10 protein-coding genes and 1 CRISPR repeat array are annotated in these 14,780 nt (G+C 43.1%); of the genes, 8 read left to right on the top strand and 2 right to left on the bottom strand.

All coding sequences use genetic code 11. From position 1 onward, the window contains the following. The first annotated feature begins 3 nt into the window (after window positions 1–3). The 5 genes from DXD68_RS20250 to DXD68_RS20270 all read left to right on the top strand — a co-directional run bounded on the left by DXD68_RS20250 (window position 4) and on the right by DXD68_RS20270 (window position 6,432). On the top strand, window positions 4–1,119 hold the full coding sequence (locus DXD68_RS20250) for a hypothetical protein (protein ID WP_122363312.1): 1,116 nt from the start codon (window positions 4–6) through the stop codon (window positions 1,117–1,119). A 117-nt stretch (window positions 1,120–1,236) separates the two neighbouring features. Beyond that, window positions 1,237–2,622, top strand: coding sequence for an MFS transporter (locus DXD68_RS20255; RefSeq protein ID WP_122363313.1), 1,386 nt, complete (start codon window positions 1,237–1,239; stop codon window positions 2,620–2,622). 167 nt (window positions 2,623–2,789) lie between these two features. Beyond that, window positions 2,790–3,698, top strand: coding sequence for an electron transfer flavoprotein subunit beta/FixA family protein (locus DXD68_RS20260; protein WP_122363314.1), 909 nt, complete (start codon window positions 2,790–2,792; stop codon window positions 3,696–3,698). A gap of 4 nt (window positions 3,699–3,702) precedes the next feature. Beyond that, window positions 3,703–4,722, top strand: coding sequence for an electron transfer flavoprotein subunit alpha/FixB family protein (locus DXD68_RS20265; protein WP_122363315.1), 1,020 nt, complete (start codon window positions 3,703–3,705; stop codon window positions 4,720–4,722). Between the two features lie 3 nt (window positions 4,723–4,725). After that, a complete protein-coding gene (locus DXD68_RS20270; RefSeq protein ID WP_122363316.1) occupies window positions 4,726–6,432 on the top strand; it encodes an acyl-CoA dehydrogenase family protein in 1,707 nt (568 codons plus the stop codon). 240 nt (window positions 6,433–6,672) lie between these two features. Here the strand turns inward: DXD68_RS20270 and DXD68_RS24865 are convergent, their stop codons facing one another. Together DXD68_RS24865 and DXD68_RS20280 are read right to left on the bottom strand one after the other, a co-directional pair. Then, window positions 6,673–6,921, bottom strand: coding sequence for a hypothetical protein (locus tag DXD68_RS24865; RefSeq protein ID WP_158585915.1), 249 nt, complete (start codon window positions 6,919–6,921; stop codon window positions 6,673–6,675). 269 nt (window positions 6,922–7,190) lie between these two features. After that, window positions 7,191–8,486, bottom strand: coding sequence for an MATE family efflux transporter (locus DXD68_RS20280; RefSeq protein WP_122363318.1), 1,296 nt, complete (start codon window positions 8,484–8,486; stop codon window positions 7,191–7,193). Window positions 8,487–8,581: 95 nt separating this feature from the next. Here DXD68_RS20280 and DXD68_RS20285 point away from each other — a divergent pair, with 95 nt between their 5' ends. From DXD68_RS20285 to cas8c, 3 genes are all read left to right on the top strand, one after another. After that, on the top strand, window positions 8,582–10,897 hold the full coding sequence (locus DXD68_RS20285; RefSeq protein ID WP_122363319.1) for an ABC transporter permease: 2,316 nt from the start codon (window positions 8,582–8,584) through the stop codon (window positions 10,895–10,897). A 677-nt stretch (window positions 10,898–11,574) separates the two neighbouring features. Next, window positions 11,575–12,071: a CRISPR direct-repeat array (repeat unit 33 nt; unit sequence AGTCGTATCCTTTACGGGTACGTGGATTGAAAC). Between the two features lie 273 nt (window positions 12,072–12,344). Further along, entirely contained in the window at window positions 12,345–13,025 is a 681-nt protein-coding gene (gene cas5c / locus DXD68_RS20295; RefSeq protein WP_122363321.1) for a type I-C CRISPR-associated protein Cas5c, read from the top strand. Next, window positions 13,022–14,776: a type I-C CRISPR-associated protein Cas8c/Csd1 gene (gene cas8c, locus DXD68_RS20300; RefSeq protein WP_122363322.1), complete on the top strand. Its 1,755-nt coding sequence runs from the start codon at window positions 13,022–13,024 to the stop codon at window positions 14,774–14,776. Before cas5c ends, cas8c begins: the two co-directional genes overlap by 4 nt. Window positions 14,777–14,780 lie beyond the last annotated feature (4 nt).

Here is a 14,780-nt window from a genome sequence, read left to right on the forward strand (position 1 = left end):
TGAATGAAAAAAGTATTTATCGCTTTAGCAGCCGTTGCCCTTCTGGCAACGGCTTGCACGAAAGCACCGGAATCAAAAATCAAAGTGTACGGCTGGCAAGGCGAAGGAGGTAACACGACCGAAGAGACCTTACAAGCCGATTTTAGTAAATGGAAGTCTCATGGCCTGGACGGTATGTGCTATAATGCCGGACACGACTTACAGAAAATTCAGCGTGCAGCGAAAGTCGCTCATGCAAACGGTATGGAATATCATGCCTGGATCCCTGCCATGCTGCAAGGAGGTATGGATTCAACCCTTTATGCCGTAAACCGTAAAGGTGAACCTGCTTACGAAGTACAGGCATATGTTCCTTATTACAAATGTCTTTGTCCGAACCATGAAGGTACGGCAGAATTCCTTACTGACCTGTATGGCAAAGTGGCTGATATCCCGGAAGTGGATTATGTCCACCTGGACTACATCCGCTATGTAGACGTGATCCTGGCAAAAGGTCTTTGGGAAAAATACGGCTTAGTGATGGATGAAGAATATCCGACTGCCGACTATTGCTATTGCGATAAATGTGTAGCCGACTTCAAAGCTGCTACCGGCATCGACATCAAATCGGTTGAAGATCCTTCCAAATGCAAAGAATGGGCACAATTCCGCTGCGACCTGATCACAAAGCTGGTCGACCGCATTGCCGATACTGTTCACGCAAAAGGTAAGAAGGTAAGTGCTGCCGTATTCCCCGGTCCTGACTCTCATGCCAAATGGATGGTTCGCCAGGAATGGAACAAATGGAATATCGATGCATTCTTCCCAATGAACTACAACGATTTCTACCTGGAAGATGCTGCCTGGGTAGGCAAAGTGACCAAAGAAGAAGTGAACTCTGTCAAGGGAGAAAAACCTGTTTACAGCGGTCTGTTCATCTGTCGCGACTGGCAAAACAAAGCCAACATCAAAGATCCGGAAGGACACGGATTGATCCCGTCGGAGATTGAAGAAGCCGTTCGCGGATCAATGGAAGCCGGTGCAGCCGGTGTGGCTCTGTTCACACCAGGTAACATGACTGACGAACACTGGAAAGCTTTCGACAAGGCTATTCATCAAACTTACACTGTAAAGAAATAAAAAAAGACTTACACGAAATGTAAATACACGCAGGTATACGCAGCTCTAATTTTCTCATCTGCCTATACCTGCGTTTTACGTTTTATATTCTATATTCTAAAAACAAATAACTATCACATGAACACAACGACAAAGAAAGAGAAAATCAAATTCAGTAAAGCGTTTTGGGTAGCCAATACCGTCGAACTATTTGAGCGTGCTGCCTACTACGGCGTATTTATCGTAATAACCCTTTATCTCAGCCGCATCCTCGGGTTCAACGACATACAGGCGGCAACTATCGCCGGAACATTCTCTGCATTTCTTTATTTTCTCCCGACTTTCGCCGGTGCATTGGCCGATAAGATCGGATTCCGTAATTCCATGCTGCTGGCTTTTTCTTTACTGACTATCGGTTATGCCGGTCTAGGACTTTATCCTACCTGGCTTCAGTCTGCCGGACTGGTCGAATACGGGACTACGACTACATTTACCGGATTGCTTGAAAGTAATCTTCGTTATGGGATTATCCCAATCATGATACTGATCGTTATCGGCGGTTCATTCATCAAGAGTGTGATCTCCGGAACGGTGGCAAAAGAAACGACTCCCGAAACCCGTGCCAAAGGTTTCTCCATATTCTATGCAATGGTAAATATCGGAGCTTTCTCCGGCAAAACGATTGTAAAACCATTGCGCGAAGCATTAGGGAACGAAGGATTGATCACCCTCAACTATTTCTCCGCTTCGATGACTTTTCTCGCCTTACTCGCGATCTGGTTCTTCTATAAAAGCAGCCAGCATTCAGGAGAAGGAAAGACATTCGGACAGATATGGAAAGCATTGATCAAAGTATGTACGAACGGTCGCCTGATTATACTGATCTTTATCATCTCCGGATTCTGGATGGTTCAGCACCAGTTGTATGCAACCATGCCTAAGTATGTTTTACGTTTGGCAGGAGAAGGGGCTTCTCCCTCCTGGTATGCCAACGTAAACCCGTTGGTGGTTGTGCTGACCGTTAATTTGGTTACCCAGTTAATGCGTAAAAAAACAGCGCTGACCTCTATGACATTCGGCATGTTCATTATGCCGATATCCGCACTTTGTATGGCTTCGGGAAATATGCTCGATGGAAATACAACGATTCTGGGTATGCATCCGGTTGCCTTTATGATGGTAGTCGGTATCGTTTTCCAGGGATTGGCTGAGACATTTATATCTCCCCGTTTCCTCGAATATTTCTCATTGCAGGCCCCCAAAGGAGAAGAAGGGTTATATCTAGGCTTCAGTCATCTCCACTCGTTCCTGTCGTCCATTCTCGGATTCGGATTATCCGGTTTCTTACTAAGCAAATATTGTCCGGAACCGACCCTGTTCGCTACGCATGAAGAATGGGTGGCAGCCAGTACCAATGCCCATTATATCTGGTACTACTTTGGAGCAATCGCTTTAGTATCGGCATTTGCCCTGATTATTTATGGTCAGGTGGTAAAACGATTGGATGCAGCAAAAGCCAATTAAACATGGGGAAAAGCACCTGTCAGAGTGCTCAAAAAACCCTAAAGTGTGCACATTTCAGGTTAAAGTTGTTTGATATAAAGAATGTTTGACTACTTTTGCAATCGGTAATTTTTTTACTAATTACCGAATAATTTTCAGACAATAGAAATCTAATATTCCTATTTAATATGAGTTTAAGAATTATTGTTTTAGCGAAGCAGGTTCCGGACACACGCAACGTGGGAAAGGATGCGATGAAAGAAGACGGAACGGTAAACCGTGCCGCACTTCCCGCCATCTTTAACCCGGAAGACCTGAACGCATTGGAACAGGCCCTACGCCTGAAAGATGCCTACCCCGGATCAACTGTTACATTGCTGACTATGGGCCCGGGACGTGCCGCCGAAATTATCCGTGAAGGTTTATACCGCGGAGCAGACGGCGGCTTTTTGTTAACCGACCGCGCCTTTGCCGGAGCCGATACATTGGCTACTTCATACGCTTTGGCTACGGCTATCAAAAAAATTAATGATTATGACATCATCATCGGTGGCCGTCAGGCTATCGACGGAGATACAGCACAGGTTGGTCCCCAGGTAGCAGAAAAGCTGGGATTGACACAGATCACTTACGCTGAAGAAATCCTGAATGTGGATGAAGCAGCACGCCGTATCACCGTTAAACGTCATATCGACGGAGGTGTGGAAACCGTAGAAGGTCCGCTGCCTATCGTCATCACAGTAAACGGCTCGGCAGCTCCCTGCCGTCCGCGCAATGCCAAACTGGTACAGAAATACAAACGTGCCATGGGTGCACAGGAAAAAGCAGCCCACCCGACTGCCTGCCATCCTGATGTTCCGAGCGAACTGCCGTATGCAGATCTTTACGAAAAACGCCCGTACCTGAATATCCAGGAATGGAGCGTGAACGACGTAAACGGAGATCTGACACAGTGCGGTCTGTCCGGTTCACCTACAAAGGTAAAGACTATACAGAATATCGTGTTCCAGGCAAAGGAAAGCAAAACGCTGACCAGCGCGGATAAGGATATAGAAGAGATGATTGTTGAACTGTTAGCTAACCATACCATCGGATAAGATTATGAATAACGTATTTGTATATTGTGAGATTGAAGGCACAACCATTGCCGATGTAAGTCTCGAACTTCTGACCAAAGGTCGTAAGTTAGCGAATCAGTTAGGTTGCCAGCTGGAAGCAGTTGTTGCCGGTAGCGGCCTCGAAGGTGTAGAAAGCCAGGTACTGCCTTACGGTGTCGACAAAGTACACGTGTTCGATGCTCCGGGCCTGTTCCCTTACACTTCACTGCCCCACTCTTCTGTCCTGATCAACCTGTTCAAGGAAGAAAAACCTCAGATCTGCCTGATGGGTGCTACCGTTATCGGTCGTGACCTGGGTCCTCGTGTATCTTCTGCACTGACCAGCGGCCTGACTGCAGACTGTACTTCATTGGAGATCGGTCCTCACGAAGATAAACGGGCAGGTATCACGTATGAAAACCTGTTGTATCAGATCCGTCCAGCTTTCGGTGGTAACATCGTGGCAACCATCATCAACCCGGAACACCGTCCTCAGATGGCTACCGTTCGCGAAGGTGTGATGAAGAAAGAGATCCTGGATGCCAATTATAAAGGCGAAGTGGTAAAACACGACGTAGCAAAATATGTATCCGATGCTGATTATGTAGTAAAAGTAATCGACCGTCACGTTGAAAAAGCGAAACACAACCTGAAAGGTGCTCCTATCGTAGTTGCCGGAGGTTATGGCGTAGGGTCGAAAGAAAACTTCAACCTGCTGTTCGAATTAGCTAAAGAACTTCATGCAGAAGTAGGTGCCAGCCGTGCTGCTGTCGACGCCGGTTTCTGTGACCACGACCGCCAGATCGGACAGACCGGTCTGACCGTTCGCCCGAAACTCTATATCGCCTGCGGTATTTCCGGACAGATCCAGCACATTGCCGGTATGCAGGACGCAGGTATTATCATCTCTATCAACAACGACGAGAACGCTCCGATCAACACCATCGCTGACTATGTGATCAACGGTTCGGTTGAAGAAGTGATCCCGAAGATGATCAAGTATTACAAACAGAACAGTAAATAAGATATGGCTAACTTTTATTTAGATAATCCCAGCATGAAACATCACCTGCATCACCCGTTGATGCAGCGGATTGTCGAGCTGAAAGAACGCGGCTATGCCGACAAGGATAAATATGACTATGCGCCTCAGGATTTCGAGGATGCAATGGACAGCTACGAAAAGGTACTGGAAATTGTAGGTGAAATCTGTGGTGAGATCATCGCTCCCAATGCAGAGGGCGTAGACCATGAAGGTCCGTCTGTTGCTGGTGGACGTGTGACGTATGCCAAAGGTACTCAGGAAAACCTGGATGCCGTACGCAAAGCCGGCCTGATGGGTATTGCAATGCCCCGCCGTTACGACGGCCTGAACTTCCCGATCGTTCCTTACATCATGGCAGCCGATATGGTATCGCGTGCCGATGCAGGTTTTGAAAACCTTTGGGGATTGCAGGACTGTGCGGAAACACTATATGAATTCGGTAACGACGACCAGCGTCAGCGTTATATCCCGCGTGTTTGTGCCGGAGAAACGATGTCGATGGACCTGACAGAGCCGGATGCAGGTTCCGACCTACAGTCTGTTATGCTGAAAGCTACTTACTGCGAAAAGGACGATTGCTGGTATCTGAACGGCGTAAAACGTTTCATTACCAACGGTGATGCCGATATTCACCTGGTACTGGCACGTTCCGAAGAAGGCACACGCGACGGTCGTGGTTTGTCCATGTTCATCTACGACAAACGCAACGGTGGTGTGAATGTTCGCCGTATCGAGAACAAGATGGGTATCAAAGGATCCCCTACTTGCGAATTGGTATTCAAGAATGCTAAAGCCGAACTTTGCGGTGACCGCAAACTTGGTTTGATCAAATATGTAATGGCATTGATGAACGGTGCCCGCCTGGGTATCATGGCACAGGCAGTAGGTTTGAGCGAAGCGGCTTACCGCGAAGGTTATACCTATGCAACGGAACGTAAACAGTTCGGCAAAGCGATCATCGAATTCCCGGCTGTATATGAAATGGTAGCCCTGATGCGTGCCAAAGCGGACGCTTCCCGTTCCATGCTTTACGAAACAGCTCGTTTCGTAGATGTTTACAAGGCGTTGGACGATATATCCAAAGAACGTAAGCTAACTCCGGAAGAACGTCAGGAAATGAAGAAATACAGCAAACTGGCTGATGCATATACCCCGATGGGTAAAGGTATGACCACCGAATATGCCAACCAGAATGCATATGACGCAATCCAGATCCACGGTGGTTCAGGTTTCATGAAAGACTATGCCTGCGAACGTATCTACCGTGATGCCCGTATCACAAACATCTACGAAGGTACTACCCAGTTGCAGGTGGTTGCAGCGATCCGCCACGTCACCACAGGTACTTACCTGGCTCAGATCCGTGAATACGAAGCCATCGAATACAAACCGGAACTGGAAGGTCTGAAGAACAAGCTGAAAGCAATGACCGACAAGTACGAAAAAGTAGTTGCCGCGGTTACAGAAACCAAAGACAACGAATACATCGACTTCCAGGCACGCCGTATGGTAGAAGCTGCCGCTCATTGTGTCTTCGGTTACCTGTTACTTCAGGATGCCAACAAAGACGACAGTTACCGCCGTTCAGCCGAAGTATATATCAACTACGGCCAGGCAGAAGTTGACAAGATCGAATCTTTCATCAACAACTTCAACCGCGAAGATCTGGCGTATTACAGACAAGCATAATACAACCATCTCATAAAAAAGAAAATCCGGGTATCGTTTGATATCCGGATTTTTTATTTCTACATTTGTCCCAACAACCAAACAGTATTAGCTATGAACAATTACAATCCTTTATTACACCACCGTCATAGTATCCGGCTACAAGGATACGATTACTCCCAAGAAGGCCTGTATTTCGTAACGGTATGCACGCATAATATGCAATGCCTATTTGGCAACATCACCAACGGTCAAATGATATTAAACCAATTTGGCCAAATCATCGAATCCGCCTGCCAACAAATCGAACAACAATCCCCCTACATCCGCTTCAACATCTATTGCATCATGCCCAACCACTTCCACGCCATCATCGAAATCACCTCCCCCTGTACGGGCGGTTCGCGAACCGCCCTTTCCCGCCCCACCAAACCTCTCGGCCGCATCATCGGCGCATTCAAAACAATCACAACCAAAAACATTAATCTTATCAATAACACACCAGGCCAACGATTATGGCATCGCAATTATTATGAACATATTATCCGCAATGATTACTCATATCAGAATATATATAATTATATATTGGAGAATCCGGAGAGGTGGGATAGGGATAAATATAGGAGATGAAAGGGGGGATGGGGGCTATGATGGGGATAGAGGCGATGATGGGGATGGGGGGATGGGGCGACGGTAGGGGCGGTTCGCGAACCGCCCCTACAGGGCCTGCCCTATTCAAATAAGCCCCCCCATTCAAATAAGCCCCCCTTATAGCATATTCAGATAGAGGCAAAAGAGCGGCGATGCCACAATATCCATTGCATAATTCCTCGTAACGATAAATAAATCAAAAACGCCATCCATAATGCATGGTTTCCCATTATTTCGTAAAACAGATAATAGACAACGAAGAATGTACCTGAAGCGACCAGCATCGAATAAAGCATCAGGCGGGTAGCCGTAGCCCCGATCAGGATGCCATCCCAAAGAAAAGCGGCAAAACCGGCCAATGGGATAGCCAGCACCCAGTAATAATAAGTTCCGGCAGCCTCTATGACTGTCGTGTCGTTGGTCAATAAACCCAAAAAGCCTTGACCGCCTATCATATACAGAATTGTAAAGGATAATGATAACCCCCAGCCCCAACGGAATAATAGCCGGATCATCCTTTGTAATCCATTCCGGTTCTGTGCACCGACATAACGCCCTGTCATCGCTTCGCCGGCATAGGCAAAGCCATCCATGATATAAGAAAACAAGGTGAACAACTGCATTAATAAGGTATTGACAGCCAATACGACATCCCCCTGCCGCGCCCCTGTCGACGTGAAAAAGGTTGTGACAGCTACCAGGCACAACGTACGGAAAAAGATATCGCTATTTACCTGAAAGAAACGATGCATAGCTGTCCAGCCCAAAATCTCCCGCCAGTGAAAAGGGATTCTCAGTCTTCCGTAATAACGTAGCCAAAGCAGTAAAGCCATAAAAAGTCCGGCGTATTGGGCAATCAGCGTACCCAATGCCACGCCCTCGATCTTCATATCCAACAGATAGACAAAAGCCAGACTCGCCACGATATTCACTATATTTTGTGTAATCGCTATAAACATCGGGAAACGGGAATTCTGCATGCCGATAAACCACCCGGCAAAACCATACAACCCTAGTACAGCGGGTGCTCCCCATACACAGATACTAAAATAAACCGTAGCCAACTCGCGAACCTCAGCGGTAGCATCTATCAAAAGAAAAGCGACTTTCCGAATCGGATACTGAAGCAGTAACAGGCATAAAGCTATAAAAAGCCCTACTCCCACCGCCCGCAACAAAACACGGGTCACCTCTTTCAAATCACGTTTACCAAAAGCCTGCGAAGTCATCCCACTCGTCCCCATCCGCAAGAAACCAAACAACCAATAGATTATATTAAACAGCATCCCTCCCACTGCGATCGCTCCGATATAGGAAGCCGATCCCAAGTGCCCCACAATGGCGACATCAATCAGTCCCAATAGAGGAACGGTTATATTTGAGACAATAGAGGGAATTGCCAGTTGAAGTATCTTTTTATTCATTCTATTTTATTTTACCTGCAAAAATAGCCTTATTTTACAGTCCTACACAATTTTAGCAGCAAAGACATCGTTAATCATAAATAAACCCCATTACCATGTTACACCTGAAAGTTCTTATCAGAAGCTTATTACACAATAAATGGATCACGTTTATTCATGTTGGAGGACTGGCTATCGCCTTTACCTTTGTCCTCCTCCTCTCCTTTTATGTAAGAACTGAATCAAGTGTGGATAAGTTTCATGAACAGGAGGAAAATATCTACCGGGTACTACGCGACAACACCTGCGCCTTCTCCCCTCCTTTCGCCGACTATGTGAAAGAACATGTTGCCGGAATCAAAGCATATACCCGTATATTTGAGATGGAAACAGTACTGAAATATGATGAGAACATATTGAAAACGAAAAACTGTATCTTTGTCGATACCTCTTTCTTCTCAATATTCTCTTTCCCTTTCATATCCGGTGCGCTTCAAGATAAAAATGATGTAGCCATATCGGAAAGCTTCTCCAAAGCCATGTTCGGAAATGACAACCCTTTGGGTAAAACCATACGGATCAACGACAGACTGAGCGTAACAGTATCCGGTATAATAAAAGACTTTGGCGAAAATACACATTTCAGAAAGCCGGATGCAGTTTTTTCATTCGATCTGCTGACTGAATTTTTCGGACAGAACTATCCGGAACAGTACGACTTACCTATGTTTATGCCCGGACTATATGTATTGGCGGAGGAAGGTGTAGACATGAGCCGGAAAGGAGAAGAATTATTCAATCTGGCCCAGCCCTGGTACTGGCTACTGCAAAACGGCCTGAATAAAAGTATTACTTTCCAACCTCTATCCGATGCCTATTTCCATCCTTCCCAATATGGTTTCCCTACCGGAGAACGGGAAGGGAACAAAACCCGCTTGTTTATCATGTCTGCTATTGCACTGGCTATACTGCTGATCGTTGCGATCAACTATATTAATCTCTCTGTTGCACAATCCATGCGGAGAGCCAAAGATATAGGAATCCGAAAAATAGCCGGTGCGGAAAACTTTGGAATCATCCGTCAGGCAATGCTGGAAACGACAGTCGTATGCCTTATTTCTGCCTTACTGGCTTATCTTTTGGTTTTGATTGCTTTGCCATTCTACAATAACTTAGCAGGATATCATATAGGTATCAGAGAGTTGATTAGTGGTGATTTCATGGGAATCTATTTACTGCTGACAGTAATCACCATTTTGCTTATCGGCATAGTACCTGCATTCACACTCACCAGGTTTTCTCCTGCCGCTCTCATCCAGGGAAAAGTTGCTCAGTTGAATACTACTCTTATCCAGAAAGTACTGCTCACATTTCAGTTCTTTGTTTCCACCACATTAATTATCTGTATGCTGATCCTGTTAAAGCAAGAGGCATATATCCGAAAATTCGATTTAGGATTTGATGCCAAAGAGACATTGTATATTCCATTGAACCGTGAGTTTAAAGGAAAAACAGAAACTCTCAAAGAAAGCCTCAAGCAATTGTCAGGCGTTCGGGAAGTATCGTTTTGCAACGGAATGCCAGGCGTTGGTATTATCCCTATGACCTTTGATTACAAAGGAGCTAATTTCGAATTTGAACACATGGAAATAGACGACACCTATTTCCGGTTGATGAATATAGCGGTTGAAAGTTCTGTCATGGAAGATAATAGCTGTTGGTTGAATAAGAAAGCATCCCAAATGCTGGAAGTCTCTTCCGATGAAGAGTTTCTCAAGATAATGGTAAATAAGAATCCCATGACATACAAAATAAAAGGTATCCTGCCGGATATACAATTCGAACCATTATATTCAGAAGCCAAGCCGGTCATTTTCACTAAGATCAACACTGATAACTGGGCCGAATATGCCTTTATCCGTTTTGACTCTATCGGATTAACCTCTTTGATACCGGAACTTGAAAAGGTGTACAAACAGTATTCTTCCATTTTCCCTTTTGAATATTATCTCTTGGAAAATACCTTAAACAAGGCGTATGAGAAAGAATACAGGAACACCAAAATTATTATCGTATTCACCATATTCGCACTACTTATATCCTCTTTGGGTGTTTTTGCTTTAGCTTTCTATTTTTGTCAGGGAAAGCAGAAAGAAATGGCAATCCGAAAAGTAAACGGAGCTACAAACTTTCAGATATGGTCATTAATAGTCAGATACTTTCTCCGGCTGGTACTCATTTCATTTGTTATTGCATGCCCGTTCGCCGGATACTTTATGAATGAATGGCTAAGTAATTTTGTATATAAAACATCCTTAGACCTCTGGATTTTTGCATTAGCAGGCATCGTAGTCTCTATTATCTCGGTGCTGGTAGTAAGTAATCAAAGTTTATGGACGGTACGACAGAATCCGCTGGATGTTTTGAAGTAAACTCAACAAGCTCCACACATATCCACACAACGATGAGGACGATGGTTATTATAGATACCGAACTTCACCTACTAGATTACGAGCCTGACTGAGCGTTGTAATCATTTCTTTATTCAACCATTCTTCTTTCAATATATCATTTACATGTTCGGCTATTGCAATCTCTCTGTGATCTCTATTTTCTGTCATACTGGCGCAACACGCAATACCTTGTAAAATAGAGATATTCTTTGCTACAATACTGTATAACTCTGTCCATATCAGACACATATAATTGATTAACTGATAATGGATCATAATCTTTTATCTGGTTAGGATACCCACAATGGCAACATCGATCAGACCTAATAAAAGAACCGTTATATTCGAAATGATAGAAGGTTTTGCTAGTTGAAGATTTTTTTATTCATGGTGTTGTATATAATAAAAGCTTATTCTTATTTTTGTAGACGAAATTACAGATTACTTTATATATAACATTATTACACAACAATGTTTCAATTATAGATAAAACGCGAACCATAAGTGATAACAAAAACATAGGACATTCGCACTCCCTGTAATACAGATGTTTACATTTTTATTGATAATAAGACAGACATTGTTTATTGTCTTATATCATTATTCGCAGAATCATTCGCTGAAAGTGTTATAAATAAAGCTTTTGGTAAACATGCAGTCGTATCCTTTACGGGTACGTGGATTGAAACATATGATAATTGATAGATTAAAATGGGCTAACAGTCGTATCCTTTACGGGTACGTGGATTGAAACTCTTGAAGCTATTACTCATATCCCTAAAAACCCGAAGTCGTATCCTTTACGGGTACGTGGATTGAAACCTATTTGAACAGGATCATAAGCATGGGACGCATAGTCGTATCCTTTACGGGTACGTGGATTGAAACGAAAAGCCTTTTAAAACAAGAATGGTGCAAGTATTGTCGTATCCTTTACGGGTACGTGGATTGAAACAAATTCTAAGCCTCCATTAACAGCGGAAGATGCGTCGTATCCTTTACGGGTACGTGGATTGAAACAGCTATACCATATTGACGGTTAATTTCCCTTATCGTCGTATCCTTTACGGGTACGTGGATTGAAACAGTCTCATTCTGTAATCTACGTGTAGCATGGCAAAGTCGTATCCTTTACGGGTACGTAAATTGAAACTTAAACCAGCCCATAGAATCGTTCACGTCGCCTTCGTCATACCTTAAGGTACGTGGGTGAAATTCCAAGATGATAATTTGAATAGGTTAAGCCGATATGTCGCATCCTCACAGGTGCATAAACAATCCAGCACACATTTAAATTTAAGGGCTGAGAATAGCTATTTATCAAAAAATAAAATGTAGATTTGTATCCATAGGGGTAATTAATAAAGCTCTGTTTTCTAAGTACAGACTCCTATATTTTAATTAATCAACAGTTAACCTGACAATTATGGAATATCATAATAAAGAATATTGTTTAGAAGTTGAAGGTAAGCTTGCCTGTTTTACCCGCCCTGAAATGAAGATCGAGCGAGTCAGTTATGATGTTATTACACCTTCTGCTGCACGTGCTATCTTTGAAGCCATATTCTGGAAACCTGCCATTCGATGGAATATAACACGGATAGAAGTTTTGAAACCAATAAAATGGATTTCTTTTAAAAGAAATGAAGTAGGGAGTTTGATGAGTCCACGTGCTTCCGACTTATTCATAGAAGACAACCGACAACAAAAGTCCAGTTTGTTATTGAAAGATGTTCACTATAGGATATATGCAGAGCTAGAATTTATTCCACCAAGAAAAAGGAATGCAGAAGAAAAAGACAAAAACACATCAGTGCAAGCCGATGAAAACCCAGGTAAGTATAACGCCATGTTTGAACGCCGAGCTAAAAAAGGACAATGCTTCAATCAACCCTATTTAGGCTGTAGAGAATTTTCCGCTAACTTCACATATATAGATAATCCGATAAAAGGGAATGGTATACAGGAAGATCGCGATTTAGGATATATGTTATATGATATGGATTTCACAAATGAAAAGAATCCCAAACCAATGTTCTTTCGTGCTATTTTGAAACAAGGAGTTTTAGAGGTTCCTGCAATAAACAGTGAGGAGGTACGCCGATGATTTTACAAGCATTATATGATTATTATCAACGTAAAGCGGCTGATCCGGATAGTACTATTGCCCCTAGAGGGCTGGAATGGAAAGAAATCCCCTATCTTATCCTGATTGATAAAGATGGAACATTTGTGGAATTACAGGATACAACAGAAGGTTCAGCAAAACAAAAACGCGCTAAGAAATATTTAGTCGTTAAGAGCAAAGGACGTTCAGGTAGCGGTAGTTGGCAAACCGTAAATATTCTATGGGATCATTTCGGTTACGTTTTGGCACAACCCAAAAACACCGATGAAAAAGGAATGCCTAAAGCATTAGAGGATGCCCGCAAACAAAATAAATCGTTTGTACAGGAAGTGAAACGGATAGCAACACTTTTCCCTTCTAATGAAGAGATTCAGGCTGTATCCCGATTTTATGATATGGCAGAAAATATCGAACGGATAAAAGCAGATCCTTTATGGGAAGAATGTATAAAGAAAGACGGAACAAATTTATCTTTCAAAGTGATCGGTAATACGTCTATTGTTGCAGCAAATCCGGATATAACATCTTTAATAGAATGCAGTTCGGAGGAAAATGAAGAAGAGGGGATATGTCTTATTACCGGAAAAAAAGCACCGATTGCTTTATTAAATAGTGCTATTGCTATACCCGGAGGAAAAAGCGGAGCCAAATTGGTCGGTTTCCAAAAGAAATCAGGGTATGATTCTTATTACAAAGAACAGGGAATGAATGCCCCTATTTCAAAAGAAGCAGAAGATGCCTATACAACAGCACTTAATACGCTTTTAGGAAAAGACTCTTCCAATAAATACCGACTACATGATACATCCGTTGTTTTCTGGTCACAAAAACCAACTAAACTGGAACAAAGTTTTGCTTTCCTTGTATCGGCTCCACCCAAAGATAATCCGGATAAGAATATAGAAGTTATTAAAAGCTTTTTATCTTCTTTGGAATCCGGGGTATTGGATGAAAAAGATAAAACTCCTTTTTATATTTTGGGACTATCCCCTAATGCAGCTCGTATCTCCGTGCGATTTTGGCGTCAGGGGACAGTAGGGGAATTTTCAAGTTATTTCAGACAACATTTTGAAGACCTGGACATAGTAAGAAATAAAAGCAAAAAGGAATATTACTCTCTCTTTAACTTGCTTACTCAGATTTCTTTTCAGAATAAAATGGAAAACCTTCCACCCAATCTGGCAAGTGATTTGACCCAAAGTATTCTGGATAACGGACCTTATCCTGCAACACTGCAAATGCAATGTCTCACTCGGATAAAGGCCGACCGGAATATAACATCCATAAGGGCTGCTATTCTCAAAGCATATTTAAATCGAAAATATAGAAATCGTACTAATAAACCTAAAGATATTATCATGGGATTAGATTTAACAAATACAAATCAGGCATACTTATGTGGCCGCTTGTTTGCTATCCTCGAAAAAATTCAGAGTGATGCAATCCCCGGAGCTAATTCAACCATAAAGGAACGCTATTACGGTGCAGCTTCGACAACACCGGCAACCGTCTTTGGACGTTTACTCTCCTTATCCAGACATCATCTGGCAAAATTAGATACAGGCAAATGTGTCTATTACGAGAAGTTACTACAAGGGGTAATTTCTGATTTGGATAGTAACGGCTTACCGAAATATCTGTCGATAGACGATCAATCCCGCTTTGCGATAGGCTATTATCATCAGAGAGAAGAGTTATATACAAAAAAGGAAACAACAGATAAAGAATAAAAAT

Source organism: Parabacteroides sp. TM07-1AC, from assembly GCF_003480915.1.
In the GTDB taxonomy this organism is placed as follows: Bacteria; Bacteroidota; Bacteroidia; order Bacteroidales; family Tannerellaceae; genus Parabacteroides; species Parabacteroides chongii.

Coding starts and splice junctions, on each gene's coding strand:
- DXD68_RS20285 (WP_122363319.1), top strand. CDS start 8,582: ATGTTACACCTGAAAGTTCTTATCAGAAGCTTATTACACAATAAATGG.
- DXD68_RS20280 (WP_122363318.1), bottom strand. CDS start 8,486: ATGAATAAAAAGATACTTCAACTGGCAATTCCCTCTATTGTCTCAAAT.
- DXD68_RS20250 (WP_122363312.1), top strand. CDS start 4: ATGAAAAAAGTATTTATCGCTTTAGCAGCCGTTGCCCTTCTGGCAACG.
- DXD68_RS20265 (WP_122363315.1), top strand. CDS start 3,703: ATGAATAACGTATTTGTATATTGTGAGATTGAAGGCACAACCATTGCC.
- DXD68_RS20255 (WP_122363313.1), top strand. CDS start 1,237: ATGAACACAACGACAAAGAAAGAGAAAATCAAATTCAGTAAAGCGTTT.
- DXD68_RS20260 (WP_122363314.1), top strand. CDS start 2,790: ATGAGTTTAAGAATTATTGTTTTAGCGAAGCAGGTTCCGGACACACGC.
- DXD68_RS20270 (WP_122363316.1), top strand. CDS start 4,726: ATGGCTAACTTTTATTTAGATAATCCCAGCATGAAACATCACCTGCAT.
- cas8c (WP_122363322.1), top strand. CDS start 13,022: ATGATTTTACAAGCATTATATGATTATTATCAACGTAAAGCGGCTGAT.
- cas5c (WP_122363321.1), top strand. CDS start 12,345: ATGGAATATCATAATAAAGAATATTGTTTAGAAGTTGAAGGTAAGCTT.